Consider the following 21,094-nt stretch of genomic DNA (forward strand, 5'->3'; position numbering starts at 1 on the left):
ACTTAACGGCTGGAGTCGGATTCCAGCACCCTGCATATTCTTCTCACCGCGACGATCCCGAAGACGGCTGCGAGAACGCCGAGCAGGGCCGGGAAAATGGCGAGAAGGATCATCGTCGAATTGTTATCCTTCAAGGTATCGATGGATTCTTCCGTTTCCATAAGATCATCGCTGGCGTTTTCTCTGATCAGGGTGATTAAATTGTGGACACTCCCGGAAAGTGTCTTTGCCCTGGAATCAAATTCCGGCATCATCTTGTTTCCGCCAGCAGGCCCTTCGGCGATATAACGGTTCGCCATGATCATACCATGGTCATAAAAAGGGTCGAATTTTTCCGTGATATCATTAAGAAGACCCGTCATTTCAGTCAGATTGACCGTACCGGCGATTTCGTGGGCTTCGGCGACCGCTTTTTTTAAATCCTTGGCGTATAAAGCGGCCTGTTCAAAACCGTCATCCAGGCCATCCAGGCCGCGGGTTGCAGAAATATCGGTCAGGTATTGTTGAACCTGAATGATGTCGTAGCGAATATCATTGACGATACCCAGCAATTTCAAATCGTCGCGGGCGACGCGCTCCAACATTTCATCGGTTTGCTCGAGATAGGGCTGTTCAATGAACAACTGAACGACGGACCACCCGGCGATCATCGAGGTTGAGATAAAGAGAGCAAAAATGATCATGTTCATTTTGGCCCGGATAATCTTGACGATATTGAGAAGATCCTCATTCATCTTCTTTTCTTCCTTCTGGCAACTCTTGGGTACCCTGCGGGGTTTCATTTTCTACCGCAGGAACGGGTTCAGGGTGGCGATTTGCGTCCAGCTTCCGTTTTGCTTCTTCCAGGTCGTTGACCCTGGCCGCTCTTCTGGCGATTAAAACGGTAATAAGTGATCCCCCGATGACAATAGCATAGCCACCAAAATAGATGTGTTCTGTCGTGACCATCTTTGCTTATTGCTCTCTCACGTGTAGGGGGATTTGTTCGGTTTGAAATACGAAAATACAGCTTTCAACGGTGGCTTCTGAAACAGAGCCCGGCAGGACCGGGAAAAACGGCGTGCGTTCAATTTCTCGCCACCTCCCTTGGGCCGCGAGGCTGGCGAGTTTGTCTTTAAAACCAAGGGGTTCATAGACCAGATTGCTTAAGGAAAAGATCAGGTGCCCACCCGGTTTGGTAATCCGGATCATTTCGTCAAGCGACTGGGGCGGTGCGTGTCCGGCAGTCAGAACGCCAAAGGATACAACGGCAGCAAACCGGCCGTCCTCAAAGGCGAGTTCTGTGCCCAACGCCATTTGCTTAAGGTTTGTGTAGACGGATTTTACCGCCGCCTGATCCAGCATCCCTTGGGAAAGATCAATCCCGGCCAGATCAAGGTAGCCCATGTAAGACAGGATCTCGCCCAGTAAGCCGGTCCCGCAACCGGCATCAAGAAGGGTGCCGCTATCAGCGTCAATATGCCGTCCGATCAAGCCTGCGGCGACGGCGGGATTTCGGTATCCGAATGCTGTCAGATCACTGTCGTAACGGGTCGCCCAGTCATCGTATATGGACGTCAGTTCTTCGCCGTTTTGCGCTCCGTAAACCTGGCGGAGAAATGCTTCCCGATCGTCACTGCTCATGAAATCGCGCCCAATCCTATTCCCATACTTTCTTAACCAGAATGCCGAAGGCATTGACATAACCCGGTACGACGACGAAATCATCTTCAAAATTCCCCTCCGTCGCCTTGGTATGGCATTTTTGGCAACGTGCTTTTGAGCCAACGGCCTTGCTGGTGAAAGCGGCGGCGGGAACATCGTCGTGTTTGCGGATAAAGCGCGGTGTGTCGGTAATCTTCATGGGCGGATTGTTCAGATCGACCCCGGCGAGAAACTTCTGGGCCCGCCGGTGCGGGTCCACATCCGAAGCGTGCGCCAAATGATAGTCCGTCACTTCCTTCAATGTTGCGGGCGACAGGCTGGCGTCTTCACCAAAATGATTGGCAAGGTCGGCCAGCATGGCAGCCCATGATTTCGCCGGCAGCATCTGCGGACGGTACAAAAGATGACATTCAGCGCATTCGGTTTTCACCGCCTCGCTGGCAATTGGTGGAAAGGGGCCGCCGGCCATCGCCGGTGAGGCGAGAACGGCAAGCAATCCACAAAGGGTGAGGATACGGATCATCTTATTGCGAGATCATAAAAGTTAGATAGTCGCCCTTTTCCTGGGCCGTGCATTCGCGGCCAAGGACGCTTCTGCAATTGCGGAAGAACCACTTGTCGACTTTTTCCGTATCCGTATAACGGGCAGCATTTTTCGAGACGGCCATGGGGTCGATGACCTTTCCGGCGCGGGTCTCGCCGGTGGCAAACGGTGTTGCCCCGTGGCAGGTGGAACACGAAGGGGTATCGGGCTTGCCCCCTGAATGTTTTGTGGTGAACAGGGTATTGCCAGCGGCAGCAGAAAAACCGGCAAAGGCAGGGTTATCTGCTTTGGCCTGGGCGGTGAAGGCGGCGACGATGGCGTCGCGGGCCGGATTGGCCTGGGCGGCACCAGTGCCAAGGGTGCTAAACAAAACGGCACTCAGGGCGATAGCAAGACTTAACATCTTCATTGGGGTCACTCCTATTGTTTCGGGATTTTGATGTTCTGGTCATCAAAACGGCCGCTGGCGGCGTCCTGATGACAGGATTTGCAATGGGATTTACCACCCACACCTTTTCGTTTGAAAACGTCCGGGGCGATGTCGTCATGTTTGCGAACCCAGTACGGGGTTGCTGAAATCTGGTTGGGTGCTGCGGGTGATACGACGCGAAAACGGTTTGATGCTTCCGTGTCCCATTCTTCGGCAGCGTGGGCGGAAAGATAGGCGGTAATGGCAATTGCCGTTTTCGGGCGAAGGCTGGCGTCCTCGCCAAAATGATCATCCAGACTGGCCATCATGCCTGTCCACGATGCGCGCGGCAGAAGGCTTGGGTGATAAACCTCGTGACAATCGCCGCACTCGGTTTGGAAATCTTCGTTTTCGGCCATTTTGAGCAGGCCCGATGGCGGCATCGTCGAAAAGGCCCATAACAGGGAACCGGCAATCATCGCGAAACCGGCCATAGCGGTTATCGCCGCAAGCGGTCGGGCGTCCCGGTGGGTGGGTGGCTTGACGTTATCGGGGACGCGCTTGTATCCGTCGATCATGGATTTGATCAGGTTTTCCCCGCTCAGGCGGATTTCTGTAAAGACGCCGAAAATATGAAAGACAACCAGGGCCATCAGGACAATGGTCAGGGCGCCATGAATGCCCGCAGCCATATCGCCGACCTGATAATTGGCGGCCCCTGCTAGTGGCCCCTGGTTTTCCTCTCCGCCAAGCACCAAAAGACCGCTTAAGGTGATCCCGGCGAGAATGAAAATAAGCGCAAAAATCATCAGCGCGCCCGCCGGATTGTGGCCAATGTAATGGGTTGGGCGCAGGAAAAACACTTCCCGGATATGGGCGAGGACTTCTGCGGGTGTAAAAGTAAAGGTTTCCAGCCTTGAATATTCAGAGCCGAAAATACCCCAGACAAGGCGGAAGATCACCAGCAATACGGTACCATAACCAGCCCATAAATGAACGCCCATCCACCATTCGGGGGACAGGAAACCGGTCATCAGACCGATCACTACCAGGGAGACAAGCGACCAGTGAAACAGCCTTGTCGGCAAGTCCCATACCTTGACTTTGTGATCTTTAATTTCAGTGTCAGACACGGCAAGCGGGGTCCTTATTTATCTATGGCTGGCAAGGTATACATTATAAGCTGAACCACACCTGATGTCCCGGTTCAGGTAGCGTTCATCTTAGAACTCTTACAGTTATCAGAGGGCTCGGTTGAGGGTACTTTGGGCTTTCAGTGGGCTGTGTCTGGAGAGCTGTTTCACAATGGACAAATCAACGGCTGTAGAGGTGTCGCCTGACAATATTTCAGAGCGAAAGAGCGTCCGTATCTGGGACCTGCCAACCAGGGTCTTTCACTGGGTGCTGCTGGTGCTTGTCGCTGTCGCCTGGATATCGTCAGAGGCCGACGGAGCGTTGTTCAACATTCATATCGTTTCGGGAATCATCATTCTGGCGATGATTGTTTTTCGTATCATCTGGGGCGTCATCGGTTCACGCCATGCCCTGTTTACGGATTTCGTCAAGGGCTGGTCGAAAGTCCGCGCATACGCTAAAAACCTGTTCATGTTCAAAGCGCCCTTTCACGCCGGTCATAATCCTGTTGGCGGCTGGATGATCATCGCCCTTCTGGTCAGTCTGGCGGTGACGTCTTTCAGTGGTTTGTTCATATCCGATGATGGTTATTCAGGACCTTTGGTTTACACGGTATCGCCATGGCTATCGAACGCCATGGGTGATCTGCATGAAGGGGTTGCCGGACTGCTTGGTTTCCTGATTGGCTTTCACGTGCTGGGCGTTATCGGGCATGGTTTGATGTCGGGCGAGAATTTGCCGCGGTCCATGTGGAACGGCAACAAATCAGTCCCCGCCGGACGCAATATTTCAAGCATCGCAAGTGTTGGCTGGTGGCGGGTTGCCCTGGCGGTCAGCCTTTCCATTGCCGCTATATGGCAATTGCTACCGTGAAGCACTTTCTTTTCCTCCTCGCCGCCATCTGCCTGTTTACCGGGCAGGCCCAGGCCGATGACAAATCCGATCATGAACGCGCCCGCATGGCTGTCGAAAATGGCGATATTGTTGCCCTGTCCCTGATTCTTGAGAAAGTTGAATCCATTTACGAAGGCTCGATCATCGAGGTCGAACTGGAAGACGAAGGTGATGAGGGCTTCGAGAATGAAGACGATAAGGACGCGGGCAGCAAGCATTTTATGAGCGGCTTTATCTATGAAATCAAACTGTTGACGCCGCAGGGTAATCTTCTGAAACTTAAGCTGGATGCTCGAACCGCAGAACTTATCGAGGTCAAGGGGTATGGTGAAGCGGAGGCTCGCAAAAACATCCAGATGCCGGAAAGGGAGCAAGAACCATGAGGGTTCTGATTGTTGAAGATGAGGTCGAACTGGCCTCGCAGATTGGCAAGGCGCTGCAGGAAGCCGGTTACACCATCGACATCGCAAACGACGGCGAGGAAGGTGAGTTTCTTGGCGAGACCGAACCCTATGACGCTGTTATCCTCGACCTGGGATTACCCAAGGTCGATGGCCTGACGGTTCTTGAGCGCTGGCGCGGGCAAGGAAAAACCATGCCGGTGCTGATCCTGACAGCGCGGGAAACCTGGAGCGAAAAAGTCTCGGGCTTTGACAAAGGGGCCGATGATTACGTCACAAAACCCTTCAACATGGAAGAACTGCTGGCCCGGCTACGCGCCTTGATTAGACGTTCAGCAGGGCTGGCGACGCCCCTTATCGATTGCGGACCGATTCAGTTCGACACCCGCAGTGGCAGGGTCACGCTCGAGGGTATGCCGATAACGTTGACGGCCAACGAGCTGAAAGTTCTCTCTTACCTGATGCATCATCTGGACAGGGTTGTCTCGCGTACAGAACTGACCGAACACATTTACGATCAGGATTTTGATCGCGATTCCAATACCATTGAGGTGTTTATCGGCCGCCTGCGCAAAAAACTCGGGAGCGGGGCCATCAAAACCCACCGCGGTCGCGGCTATTCCCTGTCGCCGTCAGAAAAAGAAACCTGAAGAGGGACTATGACCGGACCTTCCGTCAATCGTCGCTTGATGCTCGGCGCCACATTGTGGATTGCCGTCGCTTTGCTGGTCACGGGCTTTGTGTTGACGGAATTGTTTCGCAATCATGTGGAAATCAATTTTGACGAGGAAATGCATGATCAGCTTGAAGAATTGCTGGCCCTTGCCGCCACGGACGCGGACGGTAACACCATTTTCACCCGTCACCCGGTTGAGCCGCGCTACAACAGGCCGCTTTCGGGCTGGTACTGGGAGATTCTTTCAGCCGGTGAGCCGATCGATAAATCCCGCTCCCTGTGGGATCAGCGCCTGATTCCACCTGAAAAGCTTTCCCGGGAGCGCGAAACGGCCTTCTATCTTATTGGCCCAAGGGAAGAGTCATTGCGTGCCGTTGCCCGTACCTACACTTTGCCTGACGCCAAGGCGCCGCTGACCATTCTGGTAGCGGGTCCTGCTGCCGATATTGAAACGGCGACCCGCGGTTTTGCCGGAATTCTGGCTATCGCGCTTTCCCTGCTGGGGTTCGGATTAATTGCGGCAGCTTTCTTTCAGGTCCGTTTCGGGATCAGGCCGCTTATTCAAATGCGTGAAGAACTGGCCCAGGTGCGGGCCGGTCGGGCGACCCGCATGATCGGCCCGTTTGCGGCTGAAATTGAACCTCTTGCCGATGATCTTAACGGGCTTCTTGATCATAATGCGGAAATCCTTGAGCGTGCCCGCACCCAGGCTGGTAATCTGGCTCACGCCCTGAAAACACCACTGGCTGTTTTGTTGAACGAGGCTAATCACGTTGAAGGCGAGGTCGCCGACAGCATTCGCCATGAAGCGGCGATGATGAACGATCAGATCAATCGCCATCTGTCAAAAGCCCGGGCCGCAGGCTCCCGTGGGGTTCTGGGTGCTCGCGCCGACCTGGGGGAAACCGTCCTCGCTTTGCAGCGCACCCTGATCCGCATTCATGATGAGAAAGATCTGGAGATCACGGTGCACGGTGTGGAAGGGCTGTCATTCCAGGGCGAGCGTCAGGATCTTGAGGAAATGCTCGGGAATCTGATGGACAATGCCTGTAAATGGTCGGCGGCGAAGGTCCGTGTGGATGGCAGACAAGAAGGCCAGTGGTTGCTGTTGAGTATCGAAGACGATGGCCCGGGTATTCCCGAAACGGCGCTTTCGGATGTTATCGACAGGGGCCGCAGGCTGGATGAGACGACTCCGGGTAGTGGCCTTGGGCTCTCCATCGTGCGTGATGTCGCTGAACTCTACGAAGGAAAACTTGATTTATCCCATTCAACCCTGGGCGGACTGGCGGCAAGGCTGAAACTGCCCGCAGGTTAAGCGTCAGCTCCCCACCCCAAGGGGTGTTGTGTTTCAGGTCGGCAATGAGGATAACTCATCAGCTTTATTTTTCCTGGAAGAAAGACTTTTCAGCCATGTCACATTTCAAGACCATTAACGACCTCGACGTCGCGGGTAAACGGGTTCTCGTGCGTGTTGACCTGAACGTTCCCATGCAGGACGGGCGGGTCACCGACACCACCCGCATTGACCGTACCGTGCCGACGTTAACGGAGCTGTCCAACAAGGGCGCCAAAGTCATCGTCATCTCGCACTTCGGTCGCCCCAAAGGACAGGTTGTTCCCGAGATGTCGCTGGCCCCTGTTGCCGAGGCCCTGTCCCTTTCATGCGGCCAGCCCGTCGCCTTTGCCACCGACACGGTTGGCGAGCGCGCTCAAATGACCATCGACGCGATGGCCGAAGGCGACATTGTGATGCTGGAAAATCTGCGTTTTCATGCCGATGAAGAAGCCAACGACAAAGCCTTTGCCGTCAAGCTGTCGAATCTGGGGGATGTTTATGTCAGCGATGCGTTTTCGTGCTCGCACCGGGCCCATGCCTCAACCGAAGGATTAGCGCGCTTGCTGCCATCGGCTGCCGGTCGACTGATGCAGGTCGAAGTGGAATCCCTGGCGCGCGCCCTGGAAAATCCGCAATCGCCGGTCGCCGCTGTTGTCGGTGGGGCAAAGGTGTCGACAAAAATGGAAGTGCTGGGCAACCTCGCGCAAAAAGTCGATGTTCTGATCATCGGCGGCGGCATGGCCAACACATTCCTGTTCGCCAAGGGGATTAATGTTGGTAATTCCCTGTGCGAAAAAGAGATGGCTGACGCGGCCCGCGATATCCTCAGCGCCGCCGAAAAGGCTGGTTGCGATATTGTGCTTCCCGTAGACGCCGTCGTTGCGCGCGAGTTTAAAGCCGGGGCGGAGAGCCAAACCGTCGCCCTGGACGCCATACCGGCGGACGCGATGATGCTTGATGTCGGCCCGGCCTCGGTTGCTGACGTCACGGCAAAACTCGAGCACTGCAAGACACTGGTCTGGAATGGCCCCTTCGGTGCTTTTGAAATACCGCCCTTTGATGCCGGCACCAACGCCGTCGCCCAAGCCGCAGCGCGGATGACGGCCGCAGGCCAAATGACCAGTGTCGCCGGTGGTGGCGACACGGTTGCGGCGCTCGCTCACGCCGGGGTCAGTGATGATTTCTCGTACATCTCAACAGCCGGCGGGGCTTTCCTGGAATGGATGGAAGGCAAGAAACTTCCCGGCGTTGAGGTGCTAAGAAAGTAAATCTTCGTCGCTGCTTTTTTGATCCGGAACATCGGTGATCTGGTCTTGCATTTTGTTGACCAGATTATCCAACATACCACGCAGATTTTCCGATTGCTGCAAAAGGTCTGTGGTCACTTCAAGCGCTTCGCTTGATGACAGGCGGGCGATGTCGAGGGCGACATCCCGCGAGTCCCTGATCAGGGCACCAATATCACGAACGGCCCAGTTGGCTTTGCTGGCGGCGGCGCGAATGGCCTCGAAACGCTGCGCAATGGCATCGGAATTCGTATCCCCGTTTGAACGGGCATCGCCGTTCAGAATGACAAGATTGGTATCGGGGTTTTGTGGCGGCGCGTTGATAACCAGCATGTCCGATTGCTCACCGATCAAGGCGATCAGACTTTCGATAGCACCAATTTTACCTGACGCGTCCGACAGGTTTCTAATCAATGTGCCGGTTCGCTCAGCCTCATCGGCGGCGGCGGTGACGCTTTCGGAAGATCGCGCAACCTGTCTGCTGATTGAAGAAATACTGTCCATGGACATTTCGGTCGCGGCTTCAGGGGCGGGGGCCGGTGGTGCTTCTTTGTCTTTGGCGATCTGTTTTTCGCCGATGTCATCGGCGGTGGCGTCAATGACCTTGCGCAGAAGGGCGACCTCGGCGAGTGCCTCCTTGCCCTTGTCGGCTTCTGCCTTCATGGATTGCAAATCCCGGCGCAGCCATTCCGTTTCGGCGCTGGCGGCGTTTCCGCGTTCGGCGTCGCTCTTTGCTTTTTCCATTTCCTCGCCAAGTTTTCTGGCTTCTATCAGGCTTCCCTTTAAGGCCCAGAAGGCGCGAGCGATGTCTCCGGTCTCATCCTCGTTACCCAGTCCCCAGACGACAATATCCGTGTCACCGCGCCTGAGGCTTTTCGCCGCCTGGGCAGCGGCGGTAACGGGCCCTGATATGGACCGCAACATGGCCAGGCCGAACAACAGTATCAGCATGACGGCGGCCGCGCCGCCCGCGGCGATCAGGGTCCGATATTGTTGACGAAGGGTTGCGCGTCCGGCTTCTGCTTCGACAAAATTGTTGCCGGCAAAGTCGGTGATGGCGTCAACGCTGGGGGCCATGTAGGAAATGATTTCATCAAGACGGTCGCGCGTGTTGTTGGCGACGAGCTTGACCTTGGCGTAGGCGGTAAGCGCGTTGTTAAAGTCGTTAATCCCAAGCTGCAGGGTGCTTTTGGTTTCCGGGGCCATGGGAATGGAAATCAGCAGCCGGTAGAATTCCTTTTGATGGCTTTCAATGACAATCAGGTCCCGGCTTATTCCGCTTTCGACAAAATCGGTGGTTGCGGCCCTGATCGCCATCATCGTTTCATTGATACTAAGGGAATCTAGCGCGCTCAGGGTTTTGCCGATGCTGCGGATGGCCCGGCGCATGTTGGCCTCCAGACCGGTTAAATCGGGTCCCGAATTTTCTGCCTTCTGCCTGGATTTTTCATACTGCTCGCCGTATTGGGCAACGGCCTCACGCAGGGTTGAAACGTGCTCACCCATCGGGGCGGCTTCGGGGCGCTGGTATAGTTCGTCGAGCTTTTGACCCAGGGCAGCAGCCAGGGCGAGATGTTGCTGGGTGGCGGCACGGGCGGCGTCAGAAGTTTGTTTCGACAGATCGCCCTGTTCGGCCCTGATCCGCCAGATATCCCGTTCGATCACGGCGGCGGAAGCGTTAAGGGCGCTTGCCTGGCTTAGCGTTATGTCGGATTTGGTCAGTTCCTTGTCGACATGATTCAGCCCAAAACCGCCACTGATCAGAACAGCGATACCCAACAAGACGAACAACGAGGAACGTGTTGACAGGCCAATCCCGCCCATAAAAGTGCGGTCCTGGAAGTCGTCGGATTCGGGTCCGGACTGACCCTTTACTCTATCACCTGAAAATGGCTCAACGGCCATAGGATGCTCCCGGTTTGCCTTAAGGTTTTCGTCTAACGGACTATTATATAACAGAATCAGGGGCTTGGCGTCAAAACCAAAGACTCTCTTGGCTGTTTAGCCAGCATTTGGCTATTTTGACAATCCGATTCCCTTTTATCGCCATTTATGCCATACTCCATGTTCGTGGCAGAAGGCTACGGGCTCAGCTGAAAGCTGGGCGGTGACATAGAAGTGGCAAAAGGAGGTCAGAATGACAATCATACCGGCTGCGCCGCCGGTTAACTTTAATCTTGCCGTCGAGACCCTTAAACGGACTCTCAGACAGGATAAAGTAGCGGCAGCAGCCTTATCCCAAGCACAAGCACCCCCGGTTCAAGCGGGGCAGGACGATGATATTTCTGGCGTGGGTTCGGATTCGAACCGGGGTCAGCATATCAACACTGACGCCTAGAATTTTTCTCATCCTCTAGGAGTGAGAAGGATTTCTGGTCGCTTGATCCCTTAGGAGGACCGCAGGTTCTTTGGCCCTGCCGTATCGCCTGGTATGACCCCGGGCCTTGGTGGCCAAGGCGTTTGCGGTCCCCGTGGGGGCTGCTTTAAAGAGACCCGGCGCAGGCTTCGGGCCCATTGTTGTGCCTGAATTTCGGGCAAAACAATGATTCTTCATTTCGTTACAGATTCCGTTAACCATTTGAGGTCATGGTAGAGACCATGAGCCAGATATCGAGCATTCCCGCCCGCGCCATCGCGCTGACCAGCCAACGGCCCAAGGGTTATTCGATCGCCGAGCAGGTCCGCAATCGGGCCGCCGTTACCAATCCTAACGAGACGCCCCATGAACGCCGGGCCCTGGGCCGCCTTGACAAGGTGTTGGCAAACGTCAACCCGCCCCGGGCTGATGTCCCGCGCGGATATTATCTGGACATCAAGGTCTAATTCTTCTTTCACGGCATTGATTTTATTTATTTCCATTTCCTGTTAAACTGATATGGAACAGGGGCGAAGCGTGCTCGCTGGCGCACGCATCGGCATTTTGGCGGGGGAAGGTTTTAGGGAATGAAATTAAAAAACATCGTTTGCTTGCTGGCGGCGGGGCTCTTTATTGCCCTGTTTGCCGGTAGTCTGTCAGCACAGGAAACCAAGACCAAAACCAAAATTTTGAAATACGACGCCCAGGGTCGGGTTATCGGCTATCAGGAAAGTGACGTCGATAATAAGGCGAAGAGTAAAAGCAAGGACAAGGCTACGGGGGGGGCCAAAACCTTTAACCCTGACACCAGCTTTGAAAAGGGCGAACTGATTGTCATCAACCCACCCAGGAGTTTTGCCTCGGGCATTCGTTCCATGGGTTATCAGGTTATTGAAACGGTCAAGATTTCCGGACTGAAAATGGTTGTCCAGCGTTTGCGTGTGCCGCCCGGGGTCAGTGTTCCCAAGGCAATAAAACAACTGCGTGGCCGCTTTCCCGGTGTTGAAATTGATGCCAACCACCAGTTTGATCCTTCGGGAAAAGTCGAATTTCCAAAAAAGACCGCACGCGCCCTGATCCGATGGACCAAGGCTCCGGCCAACTGTGGCAAAGGGGTCAGGATTGGCATGATCGACGCCGGTGTCGATGTCACCCATCCGGCCCTTAAAGGGCAGAAAGTCGTCTACAAGTCGTTCCATAAAGCGGGCCGCAAGGAAGGCCCTAAGGATCACGGTACGGCGGTCGCCGGCATCATGGTTGGGACGCCCGAATGGGGCGGCCTTCTGCCGGGAGCTGAACTGCGCGCCGCCAACATGTTTGAATACAATGAAGAAGGCCGAAAGGTCGGTAACGCCATCGGTCTGCTGAAAGCCGCCAACTGGCTGATTAACGAGAATGTTCACATTATCAATCTCAGCGTCGCTGGCGCGGACAACAAGGTCCTGCGGCGGATTTTCCAAAAAGCCCTTAAACAGAAGCTGGTGTTGGTCGCAGCCGGCGGCAACTGGGGCCGTGCGGACAAACCGGCCTATCCGGCCGCCTACAAAGGCGTCATCGCGGTGACGGCGATCAGCGATCAAGGCCTGATCTATTCCAAGGCCAATACTGGAAAATACATCGATTTTGCCGCCCCCGGCGTTAAGGTTTATACGGCGGCCCCCGGCGGCGGCGGGCGCCTGCAAAGCGGCACCTCATTCGCGACACCGTTTATCACGGCCCTGATGGGTCTGGAAATCGCCAAAGGCAACGCCAAGACAGTCTCCGCCCTGGACGCGCTGTTAAGGAAAAATATTAAAGATCTGGGCCTTCCTGGCCGCGATGACGTCTTCGGTTGGGGTTTCGCCCGTCGTAAACCGAAGTGCTAATCTTTAAATAATTTAAGAAAGTCCCATAAGCGACCGAGCGAAGGCGCGGGCTTCAAACGGTCGCATATCGTCAACGCCCTCGCCGACACCGATGGCATTGACGGGCAACGCGAATTTTTCAGCCAGGGCAACAACGACGCCACCCCGCGCGGTGCCATCCAGTTTTGTCAGCATCAGGCCACTGACATCGACAAGGTCTTTGAATACCTCAACCTGGGAGTGGGCGTTCTGGCCGACGGTGGCGTCGAGCACCAGCAGGCAGTCGTGGGGGGCGCTTTCGTCAATTTTACGGATCACCCGGATGATTTTTTCAAGCTCCGCCATCAAATCCGCTTTGTTTTGCAAGCGCCCGGCGGTGTCGATCAGCAACACATCGACGCCCTGGCTTTTTGCCTGGGTAAAGGCGTCATAGGCCAGACCGGCTGCGTCGGCACCCGGCTTGCCGGTGATAACGGCGGAGTTTGTTCGCTCCCCCCAGATTTGCAGCTGCTCGATGGCGGCGGCGCGGAAGGTGTCGGCGGCGGCCATCATGACAGTCTGTCCCTGTGCTTTTAGCTGCCACGCCAGCTTGCCGATGGATGTTGTCTTGCCGCTGCCATTGACGCCGCAAACCAGCACAACATGGGGCTTCAGGCTGGCATCAACGCTGAAAGGTTTTGCCACCGGTTCAAGAATTTTCTCGATTTCTTCAGCCAGGGCAGTTCGTACTTCATCGCTTTCAACTTCCTTGTCAAAGCGGGTGCGGGCAAAATTGCCGGTGATTTTACTGGCCGTGGCAACGCCAAGATCGGCGCCAATGAGAAGCTCTTCCAATTCTTCGATGGCGGCTGCATCAAGACGGCGCTTGGTAAAAGCGGCGGTAATCGGATCGGCGAGCTTTGCGGTGGTGCGGCTCAGGCCTTGTTTTAGACGACTAAGCCAACCACTTTTTTGTTCCTCACTCATGTGAGCACATCAGCGACAAGCCGTCCCTTTTCGGTGTCCACGCTAACCACCTTTGTGTTGACGATAGCCCCGAGCGCGGTGTCCGAGGTCAACTCGAGCGGTGCGAAGTGGCGGGTGTGACCGCTCCTGTCCTGTTCGACCAGAACTTCATGGGTCTCGCCGATGCAGGAGTTCAGGTAGCTCAAAAGAGCTTCCTTCCCGGCTTCGCGCAGTTGCGCGGCGCGCTGTTTGATAAGCGCCCCGTCAAGGGCAGGCATCTTGCTGGCCGCCGTACCAGGCCGGTTCGAGTAGGGAAAGACATGCAGGTAGGTCAGGCCCATTTCAGTGACGGCGCTCAAGGTGTTTTCAAACATCGCCCCGGTTTCTGTGGGAAAACCGGCAATCAGGTCGGCCCCGAAGACAACGTCTGGTCTTGCCCGGCGTATTCGGGCAACAAGATCAATGGCGTCCTTACGGCTATGGCGGCGCTTCATTCGTTTGAGGACCATATCATCGGCGGCTTGCAGGCTAAGGTGCAAGTGCGGCATGAAACGCTCATCACCTGCCAGCAAGGCAGGAATATCCTCATCGATGAAGGCCGGATCAAGGGATGTGATGCGCAGGCGTTTTAAATCGCTGACCTGATCAAGAATGTCTCGGGCCAAAGCGCCCAGGCTCGGCAGGTCGGCATCATCTTGCCCGTATGAGGAAACATCGACACCGGTCAGCACCACCTCAAAGTGGCCGTTTGCGGTGAGGGTCTGCACTTGCTCGATAATATGGCTCGGGTGGACACTGCGGTTGGGGCCGCGGGCGAAGGGGATGATGCAAAATGTGCAGCGGTGGTCGCAGCCTTGCTGAACCTGAACGAAGGCGCGGGTGCGCTCTGCAAATCCGGAAATCATCGGCACGTTGAAATTCCGGGGGCTTTCCATAATGTCAGAAACGGCAACGGCTTCGCACCCTGGCCCCTCCAGCAAACCGTCATCCATCTTTTCGGAATTGCCAACAACCCGGTCGACTTCATCCATGGCGGCAAATTTTTCAGGTCTTAACTGTGCCGCGCATCCGGTGACGATAATGCGTTTGGCCGGATTATCACGGTGCAGGCGGCGGATTGTCTGACGGGCCTGACGTTCGGCCTCTGCGGTGACCGCGCAGGTGTTGATAATAATCGTATCGTTAAGGCCGGCTTTGGTCGCCCGGGATCGCATGATTTCCGATTCCAGGGTGTTCAGGCGACAACCAAGGGTGACGACTTGCGGGGCTGACATCTGATTTAAGCCATCAGGGCCGGGTCAATGAACCCGGAAAAACTGGTCGTCACGGGACCGGTCATCATGACGTGATTGTCGGGCATCCATTGCAGCTGCAAAGTTCCCCCGTTTAAATCGATATTGACCTGCCTTTCGGTCAAGCCTCGCCGACAGGCAGCGACGAGGGTGGCGCAAGCGCCAGATCCGCAGGCCAGGGTTTCACCAACGCCGCGCTCCCAGACCCTCAAACGTATGTGTTCAGGGGAAATAATCTGGGCGGCTTCGACGTTGACGCGCCGGGGGAAAAGTTTGTGGTGTTCGATAATCGGGCCGTGAATGTCAAGATCAACGGCTTCTGCATCATCAACAAAGAAGATCGCGTGCGGATTTCCCATGTTGACCCCGACAGGGTCTTGCAGGGGGCCGGATCCAATATTCAAGTGCAAGGTGTCGATGGCTTCGCTTAAGGGGATATCGCGCCAATCAAGATTTGCCGGGCCCATGTCGACAGAAACCAGACCATTTCCAACAGCTTCGCAATCGAGTAAACCGGCCAGAGTTTCGATAATGCAATGGCGGCTGTCGCTCTCGCTTAAAATCAACGAGGCGACGCAGCGTGTTCCATTGCCACAGGCTTCTGATGGGCTGCCATCTGTATTGAAGATACGCATAAAAGCGTCCGCGTGTTCATCGCGAGGGTTTTCGATGATGAGCAACTGGTCGCAACCGATGCCGGTATGGCGGTTGGCGATCGCGCGCGCCTGCTCACGGCTCAAATCGAGCCGCTGTTTGCGCGCATCAATTACGACAAAATCATTGCCGATACCGTGCATCTTTATGAACGATAGCGTTTCCATAACGGGCTTAATATGTCGCTACGGCACCGGAAGTCCACTGTTTTAGGAATTACGGGCGCTGGCTTTTAAGAAATTTTTCCATATGAAAGCGGGCGTGGTCCTGCTCATAAATATAAGCGCGACCAACCGGGCAGGCCCTGCGGGCCAGACAACTGGCCGAAAGACAGTCGCCGTTCGGGTGTTTTTCCAATAAATCCAGACAGGCGGGAACGTCGTAGCCATGTTCAGAAAAAGCATTGACCGGACAGGTTGTCAGGCACGGTTTTTCAGTGCAAACCAGACACGGGCTCACGGTTTGATCGGGGGGGGCGTCTTTTAGTTCTGCGGCGATCAGCAAAGCCCCACGGTAAGCATGCCACAAACCATAATCGCCATGGATCAGCGGCCCGATAGGCGAGGGGTGAACAGCACCCGAACGCAGGGCCCAGCGCTGAAATGGCATGTATGGCGGCCCATCGAAGGGAAAAAGCGCCTGAACGTAAACGCTTAAGCGCCGGGTAAGAACTTCAGCAACATCGCCCAGCACCCGCCTTGACCAGTTATCAAGGGGGTTGGGATCGTTCTCATCAATATCTGATGATGAAAAAACCCGCCACATGTCCGGCCCGGCGTTTCCGACAAGGATAAGGGTGCTCGTCTCCTGGCAATCAGGAACGCCGTCCGAGGGTTCCGGCTGAAAGCTGCCCAGCCTGCGCAGTCCAGTTGATCTCAGGGCTTCGTCAATAGGGTCCGGGGTGATCTCCATAATCACCTACAATGTCCAGAAAGGCCGCTCCGTCAAGGGGGTTCAGATGCTTTCGTCTTCTGCCAGATCCTTGAGCAGATCAACAACACTGCGCCGTAATCCGGGATCCTCGATGTTGTAATAGGCATGGACCATTTTTTGGGCGTCTTCGACGACAGCGGGTGTGTCCATCAGGGGGACCGGCTTATTGATGGTTTTTTCGGCTCCTTTAAAGAAAAACGAGACATCGACATCAAGGGCTGAACTCAAGGCGACAAGATCGCCCGGCCCGACGAAACGTCTGCCTTCTTCAAAGGCTTTTGTTTTTCCGGCTGTGCCGCCGATCAACTCATCGACGGCTTCATGCGTCAGGCCACGGGCCAGTCGTTGCTGACGCAAGCGTATGCCTATGTGCTGTTCAATGGCTTTCTGGTGGTTTTTATTTGATTTGGTTTTCATCGCTAATGGCGCTGCTCGTGTTTTAAAAAAGACGATAGGAGGGCAGTTCAAAAAGATACTTATAGGTGTATATTTTGTATTACTGCTACTTTAGGAGTATCATGGAGTGGCCCCTATTCCAAGCCGAAAGCGTTCGCTGCAGGATCGCTCGATCACTTTGATCAAGCGGGGCTTGACTTGCCGGGGCCATCTCCATAGAGTGCGCGCCTTACACCGATGCCCATGATTTTTTTCGCCTCATGGGGCGCCGCCAGTCCGCGAGTTTCGCGCACTGGCGCATTTGTGTTTGGAATTTTTGGACGACCCTTAAAAGGCCTGTAAGAACAAGATGTTTGATAGCCTGACAAGTAAACTGGGTGATATTTTCGACGGCCTGACAAAGCGCGGCGCGCTTTCTGAAGCCGACGTCGATGCGGCATTACGCGAAATTCGCCTCGCCCTTCTGGAGGCCGATGTCGCCCTTGATGTGGTCAAGGACTTCATCGAAGCGGTCAGGGAACGGGCCGTTGGTGAAGAAGTTCTGCGCAGTGTCACGCCGGGCCAGATGGTCATCAAGATTGTTCATGACCACATGGTCGAAATGCTGGGTGGCGATGGTGCTGCTGGCGACGCGCCCGCGCTTGATGAAACCGGGGTCAATCTGGCCGGTACCGCTCCCGTCGCCATTATGATGGTTGGTTTGCAGGGCTCTGGTAAAACCACGACCAGCGCCAAGTTGGCTTTAAGAATTCAAAAGCGTGAGAAGAAAAAAGTCATGATGGCGTCACTTGACGTCTACCGCCCGGCGGCCCAGCAACAGCTGGCCGTGCTGGGTGAACAGGCCGAGGTGCCGACCTTGCCCATGGTCATGGGTGAACAGCCCCTGGCGATTGCCAAACGGGCTATGGATAGTGCGCGCCGGGAAGGCTGCGACGTGGTCATCCTTGATACCGCTGGCCGCCTGCATATTGATCAGGAACTAATGGACGAGGTGGCAAAAGTCAGCGCCGCCACAAATCCAATAGAAACCCTGCTTGTCGCTGACGCCATGACCGGCCAGGACGCCGTCACCATGGCCCGCGAATTCAATGAAAAAGTCGGCATCACCGGTATCGTCCTGACCAGGGTCGATGGTGATGCACGCGGTGGTGCGGCCCTTTCCATGCGCGCCGTTACAGGCAAGCCGATCAAACTGATGGGTGTCGGTGAAAAGCTTGACGAACTGGAAAGCTTCCAGGCGACCCGCGTCGCCGGTCGCATTATGGGCCAGGGTGATATCGTCGGACTGGTCGAAAAAGCAGCCGAGACCATCGACAAGGAAGACGCCGAAAAACTGGCCAAGAAAATGATGAAGGGCCAGTTCTCGCTCAATGACATGGCCAGCCAGCTGGATCAAATCCGCAAGATGGGCGATGTCGGCGGCCTGATGGGTATGATTCCCGGTATGTCGAAGATGAAAAAACAAGTCGCCGAAGCCAATATTGATGACAAGACGATCATTCGTCAGCAGGCGATCATTTCCTCAATGACGGCAGCCGAAAGAGAAAAACCGAAAGTACTTAACGGATCAAGGCGGCGCCGTATTGCCGCCGGTTCGGGAACCTCCGTTCAGGATGTCAACAGGCTGCTCAAGCAATTCAAGCAAATGGGCACGATGATGAAAAAAATGGGCAAGATGGGCAAAAAAGGCATGCTCGGCGGAATGGGCGGCGGAATGCCCCCGGGCATGATGCCTCCCGGCATGCGTTGATGACGAATTCAAGATTTTTTAAATAACACGTTTCACTTAAACCAAAAGGACAAGTATTCACCATGGCTTTGAAAATCAGATTATCCCGGGGCGGCGCAAAAAAACGTCCCTTCTATCACCTCGTTATTGCCGATTCCCGCAGCCCTCGCGATGGCCGCTTTATCGAACAGGTTGGCACCTACAACCCGATGGTCGCCAAGGACCATCCCGAACGACTGGTGCTTAAAGATGAACGCATTAAATACTGGATGGGCGTAGGCGCGCTGCCAACAGACCGTGTCGCCCGTTTCCTGGCCGACGCCGGCATGGGCAAGAAACCTGTGGTTCACGATCAAACCAAGCAGCATCTGCCGAAGACCAAGGCTCAGGAACGCCTGAAAGAAGCAGAAGAAGCAGCCAATGCTCCCGCCAAGGAAGCACCGGTAGAAGCTGCTGCTGAAGAAGCTCCTGCCGAAGAAGCCGTTGCAGAGGAAGTGCCGTCCGAAGAAGCTGCTGCTGAAGAAGCTCCTGCCGAAGAAGCCGTTGCAGAGGAAGTGCCGTCCGAGGAAGCTGCTGCTGAAGAAGCTCCGGCTGAGGAAACTGCTGCTGAAGAAGCTCCGGTTGAAGAAGCTGCCGCCGAGGAAGCGCCCGCCGAGGAAGCCGCTGCTGAGGAAGCTCCGGCTGAGGAAGCTCCGGCTGAAGAAACTGAAGAGGACAAGGCGGCCGGTTGATCCGGTCAGCCGGTAGAGCGATGTCGGACACCTCCCCGGAATTGATTCTCGTCGGTGCGATTACCGGCGCCCGGGGCCTGAAAGGCGAAGTCAGGATCAAAAGCTTCACCGCCGACCCGAAGGGGGTCTCCAGTTACGGGGATGTTTTCGAGGAAAACGGCGTGAAAAGCTATTCGATCCGGGTTATCGGCCAGTCCAAGGGGCAAGTTTTTGCCCGTCTGGGCGGCATTGATGACCGAACGGCGGCGGAGGCCCTGAAGGGGACGCGCCTGTATGTGCCCAAGGCGGCACTGCCGGAGCCTGCGGAAGACGAGTTCTACTTTTCGGACCTGGTTGGTTTGAAGGCTGAGCTGGTCGATGGTGGCAAGCTGGGTTTTGTCAAGGAAGTGCACGATTTTGGCGCCGGTGCGATCCTTGAGGTAACAGGCGGCGCTTTAGGTGTCGTCATGGTGCCTTTTACCCGGGCCGCAGTGCCGACAGTGGATACGAAGGGTGGCCGGGTCGTTATTGACCCTCCGCCGGGACTGTTGGAACCGGCCGAGCCGGAGGCGATGGAGTAGGAAAATGACAGGGACAGCACCTAATAGCCCTTGGAAGGCAACGGTTCTGACCCTGTTCGAGGAGATGTTTCCGGGACCCTTGGGCCAGTCATTGGCGGGACAGGGTCTGAAAGACGGCATTTGGTCGTTGGAAACGGTGGACATTCGCGGCTTTGCAAGCGATAAACACCGCTCCGTGGATGATACCCCCTTCGGCGGTGGCCCTGGAATGGTCATGCGGGCCGATGTGGTTGATGCGGCGATAGAGAAGGTCAAGGCCGAAAGCGGCGAAAGACCACTGATTTATCTCTCGCCGCGGGGCCGCCCACTGGACCAGGAACGGGTTCGGCAATTGGCGGCTGGTACGGGTTTGGCCTTGCTTTGCGGACGCTACGAAGGCGTCGACGAGCGGGTCCTTAAGGCCCACGAAATTGAAGAGGTCAGCCTCGGCGATTTCGTGTTATCGGGCGGAGAGCCCGCGGCGATGGCTATGATCGACGCATGTGTCAGGTTGCTGCCGGGCATCATGGGGTCGGATATGTCGGGCGAGGAAGAAAGTTTCGAGCGGGGATTGTTGGAATATCCCCACTACACACGGCCCCAGGAGTGGCGGGGCATGACGGTGCCGGAAGTTTTACTTTCCGGTCACCATGAAAAGATCAAGGCCTGGCGAACACGTCAGTCCGAGGAAATGACCAGAACGCGGCGACCCGACTTGTGGGCCGCCTTTGAGAAAAAGAATTAGAGGATCTAACGAGGTGTCGAAATTAATAAGACCCTCAAAGACGTAAGGAAGAGAACTATGAACGTTATTGAAGAGATTGAAAAAGAACAGGTTGGCAAGCTGACCGCAGATCGCGACATGCCGGAATTCGCCGCTGGCGATACCCTTCGGGTCAATGTCAAGGTCGTTGAAGGAACCCGCGAGCGTATTCAGGCTTATGAAGGTGTTTGCATCGGTCGCAAGAACGATGGCCTTAATTCGTCTTTCACCGTTCGCAAGATTTCTTCGGGTGAAGGTGTCGAACGTGTATTCCCGCTTTACTCGCCGAATATCTCCAGCATTGATGTGATTCGTCGTGGTGATGTTCGCCGCGCCAAGTTGTATTATTTGCGTGGACGCACCGGTAAGTCTGCTCGTATCGCCGAAAAAGTCGACGGCTATGCAGGTAAGCTGACCACCGCCGAAAAGGCCGAAGCCGCTGCCGTCAAGGCGAAGTCTCGCGCCGAAGGCAAATCCAAGTCCAAGAAGGGCAAGAAGAAAGCCGCCGCCAAGGCCGACGAAGCCGCTACGGAAGAATAACAGCCGGATTAAGGCGGGCTAAAGGATATTCCTTAGCCCGCCTTG

The 21,094-nt window shown here is 55.5% G+C and carries 25 protein-coding genes; 13 read left to right on the forward strand and 12 right to left on the reverse strand.

The window, feature by feature from the left end; all coding sequences use genetic code 11:
* Positions 1-2: 2 nt before the first annotated feature.
* From HOL66_05695 to HOL66_05720, 6 genes are read right to left on the reverse strand one after another with little or no spacing between them, the layout of a single operon-like run.
* On the reverse strand, positions 3-734 hold the full coding sequence (locus HOL66_05695) for a hypothetical protein (GenBank protein ID MBT5243716.1): 732 nt from the start codon (positions 732-734) through the stop codon (positions 3-5).
* Complete coding sequence (locus tag HOL66_05700) at positions 727-948, reverse strand: hypothetical protein (GenBank protein ID MBT5243717.1); 222 nt, start codon at positions 946-948, stop codon at positions 727-729. The genes HOL66_05695 and HOL66_05700 overlap by 8 nt, the downstream gene beginning before the upstream one ends.
* Before the next feature lie 6 nt (positions 949-954).
* A complete protein-coding gene (locus tag HOL66_05705) occupies positions 955-1,623 on the reverse strand; it encodes a class I SAM-dependent methyltransferase (GenBank protein MBT5243718.1) in 669 nt (222 codons plus the stop codon).
* Between the two features lie 16 nt (positions 1,624-1,639).
* Positions 1,640-2,167, reverse strand: coding sequence for a cytochrome C (locus tag HOL66_05710; GenBank protein MBT5243719.1), 528 nt, complete (start codon positions 2,165-2,167; stop codon positions 1,640-1,642).
* Between the two features lies 1 nt (position 2,168).
* Entirely contained in the window at positions 2,169-2,591 is a 423-nt protein-coding gene (locus HOL66_05715; protein MBT5243720.1) for a DUF1924 domain-containing protein, read from the reverse strand.
* A 17-nt stretch (positions 2,592-2,608) separates the two neighbouring features.
* The gene (locus tag HOL66_05720) at positions 2,609-3,730 is read right to left on the reverse strand and encodes a cytochrome B (GenBank protein ID MBT5243721.1); all 1,122 of its coding nucleotides are present in this window, start codon (positions 3,728-3,730) and stop codon (positions 2,609-2,611) included.
* A gap of 172 nt (positions 3,731-3,902) precedes the next feature.
* On the opposite strand from HOL66_05720, the gene HOL66_05725 reads away from it, so the two are divergent.
* The 5 genes from HOL66_05725 to HOL66_05745 all read left to right on the forward strand — a co-directional run bounded on the left by HOL66_05725 (position 3,903) and on the right by HOL66_05745 (position 8,309).
* Entirely contained in the window at positions 3,903-4,604 is a 702-nt protein-coding gene (locus tag HOL66_05725) for a cytochrome B (protein ID MBT5243722.1), read from the forward strand.
* On the forward strand, positions 4,601-5,008 hold the full coding sequence (locus tag HOL66_05730; GenBank protein ID MBT5243723.1) for a hypothetical protein: 408 nt from the start codon (positions 4,601-4,603) through the stop codon (positions 5,006-5,008). The genes HOL66_05725 and HOL66_05730 overlap by 4 nt, the downstream gene beginning before the upstream one ends.
* Positions 5,005-5,676 carry a response regulator transcription factor gene (locus HOL66_05735; protein MBT5243724.1) on the forward strand — a complete coding sequence of 224 codons (672 nt, stop codon included), beginning with the start codon at positions 5,005-5,007 and terminating at the stop codon, positions 5,674-5,676. The genes HOL66_05730 and HOL66_05735 overlap by 4 nt, the downstream gene beginning before the upstream one ends.
* Before the next feature lie 9 nt (positions 5,677-5,685).
* Entirely contained in the window at positions 5,686-7,020 is a 1,335-nt protein-coding gene (locus HOL66_05740) for a sensor histidine kinase (GenBank protein ID MBT5243725.1), read from the forward strand.
* Positions 7,021-7,115: 95 nt separating this feature from the next.
* Positions 7,116-8,309 carry a phosphoglycerate kinase gene (locus HOL66_05745; GenBank protein ID MBT5243726.1) on the forward strand — a complete coding sequence of 398 codons (1,194 nt, stop codon included), beginning with the start codon at positions 7,116-7,118 and terminating at the stop codon, positions 8,307-8,309.
* Here HOL66_05745 and HOL66_05750 read toward each other — a convergent pair.
* Positions 8,298-10,232: a hypothetical protein gene (locus HOL66_05750; protein MBT5243727.1), complete on the reverse strand. Its 1,935-nt coding sequence runs from the start codon at positions 10,230-10,232 to the stop codon at positions 8,298-8,300. The genes HOL66_05745 and HOL66_05750 overlap by 12 nt on opposite strands.
* A 232-nt stretch (positions 10,233-10,464) precedes the next feature.
* Between HOL66_05750 and HOL66_05755 the strand changes: the two genes are divergently transcribed.
* The 3 genes from HOL66_05755 to HOL66_05765 all read left to right on the forward strand — a co-directional run bounded on the left by HOL66_05755 (position 10,465) and on the right by HOL66_05765 (position 12,548).
* Positions 10,465-10,665 (forward strand): hypothetical protein, encoded by a 201-nt coding sequence (locus tag HOL66_05755; GenBank protein MBT5243728.1) that lies wholly within the window; start codon positions 10,465-10,467, stop codon positions 10,663-10,665.
* A gap of 260 nt (positions 10,666-10,925) precedes the next feature.
* Positions 10,926-11,150, forward strand: a complete 225-nt coding sequence (locus HOL66_05760) for a hypothetical protein (GenBank protein MBT5243729.1) — start codon at positions 10,926-10,928, stop codon at positions 11,148-11,150.
* 120 nt (positions 11,151-11,270) lie between these two features.
* On the forward strand, positions 11,271-12,548 hold the full coding sequence (locus tag HOL66_05765) for a S8 family serine peptidase (GenBank protein MBT5243730.1): 1,278 nt from the start codon (positions 11,271-11,273) through the stop codon (positions 12,546-12,548).
* A gap of 12 nt (positions 12,549-12,560) precedes the next feature.
* Here the strand turns inward: HOL66_05765 and ftsY are convergent, their stop codons facing one another.
* From ftsY to HOL66_05790, 5 genes are read right to left on the reverse strand one after another with little or no spacing between them, the layout of a single operon-like run.
* Positions 12,561-13,493 carry a signal recognition particle-docking protein FtsY gene (ftsY, locus tag HOL66_05770; GenBank protein ID MBT5243731.1) on the reverse strand — a complete coding sequence of 311 codons (933 nt, stop codon included), beginning with the start codon at positions 13,491-13,493 and terminating at the stop codon, positions 12,561-12,563.
* Positions 13,490-14,746, reverse strand: coding sequence for a tRNA (N(6)-L-threonylcarbamoyladenosine(37)-C(2))-methylthiotransferase MtaB (gene mtaB / locus HOL66_05775; protein ID MBT5243732.1), 1,257 nt, complete (start codon positions 14,744-14,746; stop codon positions 13,490-13,492). The genes ftsY and mtaB overlap by 4 nt, the downstream gene beginning before the upstream one ends.
* Before the next feature lie 5 nt (positions 14,747-14,751).
* Positions 14,752-15,585, reverse strand: a complete 834-nt coding sequence (locus HOL66_05780; GenBank protein ID MBT5243733.1) for a diaminopimelate epimerase — start codon at positions 15,583-15,585, stop codon at positions 14,752-14,754.
* 49 nt (positions 15,586-15,634) lie between these two features.
* Positions 15,635-16,336: a hypothetical protein gene (locus tag HOL66_05785; GenBank protein ID MBT5243734.1), complete on the reverse strand. Its 702-nt coding sequence runs from the start codon at positions 16,334-16,336 to the stop codon at positions 15,635-15,637.
* A 36-nt stretch (positions 16,337-16,372) separates the two neighbouring features.
* Positions 16,373-16,768 (reverse strand): helix-turn-helix domain-containing protein, encoded by a 396-nt coding sequence (locus HOL66_05790; GenBank protein MBT5243735.1) that lies wholly within the window; start codon positions 16,766-16,768, stop codon positions 16,373-16,375.
* Between the two features lie 328 nt (positions 16,769-17,096).
* On the opposite strand from HOL66_05790, the gene ffh reads away from it, so the two are divergent.
* The 5 genes from ffh (at position 17,097) to rplS (ending at position 21,049) form a co-directional block, all read left to right on the forward strand.
* Entirely contained in the window at positions 17,097-18,497 is a 1,401-nt protein-coding gene (gene ffh, locus HOL66_05795) for a signal recognition particle protein (GenBank protein ID MBT5243736.1), read from the forward strand.
* A gap of 62 nt (positions 18,498-18,559) precedes the next feature.
* Positions 18,560-19,207, forward strand: coding sequence for a 30S ribosomal protein S16 (rpsP, locus tag HOL66_05800; GenBank protein ID MBT5243737.1), 648 nt, complete (start codon positions 18,560-18,562; stop codon positions 19,205-19,207).
* 20 nt (positions 19,208-19,227) lie between these two features.
* On the forward strand, positions 19,228-19,767 hold the full coding sequence (gene rimM, locus HOL66_05805) for a 16S rRNA processing protein RimM (GenBank protein MBT5243738.1): 540 nt from the start codon (positions 19,228-19,230) through the stop codon (positions 19,765-19,767).
* Between the two features lie 4 nt (positions 19,768-19,771).
* Positions 19,772-20,491 (forward strand): tRNA (guanosine(37)-N1)-methyltransferase TrmD, encoded by a 720-nt coding sequence (gene trmD / locus HOL66_05810; protein ID MBT5243739.1) that lies wholly within the window; start codon positions 19,772-19,774, stop codon positions 20,489-20,491.
* A 57-nt stretch (positions 20,492-20,548) separates the two neighbouring features.
* Positions 20,549-21,049, forward strand: a complete 501-nt coding sequence (rplS, locus tag HOL66_05815) for a 50S ribosomal protein L19 (protein ID MBT5243740.1) — start codon at positions 20,549-20,551, stop codon at positions 21,047-21,049.
* Positions 21,050-21,094: the final 45 nt, after the last annotated feature.

It is taken from the genome of Rhodospirillaceae bacterium (assembly GCA_018662005.1).
GTDB lineage: Bacteria > Pseudomonadota > Alphaproteobacteria > Rhodospirillales > JABHCV01 > JACNJU01.